The following is a 1050-nucleotide window of genomic DNA, read 5'->3' as shown; positions in this document are numbered from 1 at the left end:
CAATCAGTTTTATTAGAGATTCCCAAAAATATCAAAGCGGAATTCCTAAAGAAAGCTGTAGAGCAATTATTAGAACATCATGATGCTCTACGTTTACGATTCAGTTGCGTTACATCAGAATACAAACAAATAAACCAAGGCTTAGATGATGTCGTGCCATTTACAGTAGTAGATTTATCATCAACTCCCAAACTAGAACAACCACAAACATTAGAACAAATCGCCACAGAATATCAAGCCAGTCTCAACCTATCAGATGGCCCAATCATGCAAGTGGTAATGTTTAACTTGGGTGGAGATGAAAATGCACGTTTACTAATTATTATTCATCACCTAGTGGTAGATGGCGTTTCTTGGAGAATTTTATTATCAGACCTCGAAACAATCTATCAACAACTCATCGCTCACCAACCAATAAAATTAAGTCCGAAAACCACAGCATATATTGATTGGGCAGAAAAATTAAACAACTATGCACAATCACAAATCATCAAACAACAGTTAGATTATTGGAGAGAGCAACCTTGGTCAAAAACAAAGCCGCTACCATCAGATTATCCTCAAACTCAATCAGAAAATACAGTTGGTAGTGCAATCAATTATCGGGTGAACTTGAATCAACAAGAAACTCGCAGTTTGCTATTGTCAGTCAACGAAGCTTACAACACACAAATCAATGATATATTGCTGAGTGCATTAGTACTTACATTGGCACAATGGACAGGAAATTCAACACTAGCCATAGATTTAGAAGGACATGGTAGAGAAGAACTATTTTCAGATGTGGACTTATCAAGGACAGTAGGTTGGTTTACCAGTTTATTTCCTGTTTTATTACAACTACCGACTGATTACCAACTCGCATCCGTTATTAAGTCAATAAAAGAACAATTACGAGCCATTCCCAATCGTGGTATTGGTTATGGTATCTTGCGTTACTTGTGTGAAGATACTGCTGTCACTGACATACAAACACTCACCACTCCAGAAATCAGTTTTAACTACCTCGGACAATTTGACCAAGTCCAATTGCAAACTGGTTGGAAATTT

At 37.0% G+C, this 1050-nt stretch carries 1 protein-coding gene; it reads left to right on the top strand.

The annotated features are described in order from the left end of the window. The coding region (locus FNW02_RS38260) for a condensation domain-containing protein (protein ID WP_225226357.1) at positions 1–1050 on the top strand (1050 nt) is incomplete at both ends.

The organism is Komarekiella delphini-convector SJRDD-AB1 (assembly GCF_014831675.1).
Taxonomy (GTDB): Bacteria; Cyanobacteriota; Cyanobacteriia; order Cyanobacteriales; family Nostocaceae; genus Komarekiella.
Note: the sequence above shows the minus strand (reverse complement) of the source record. Positions and strands in the feature narration are given on the sequence as shown.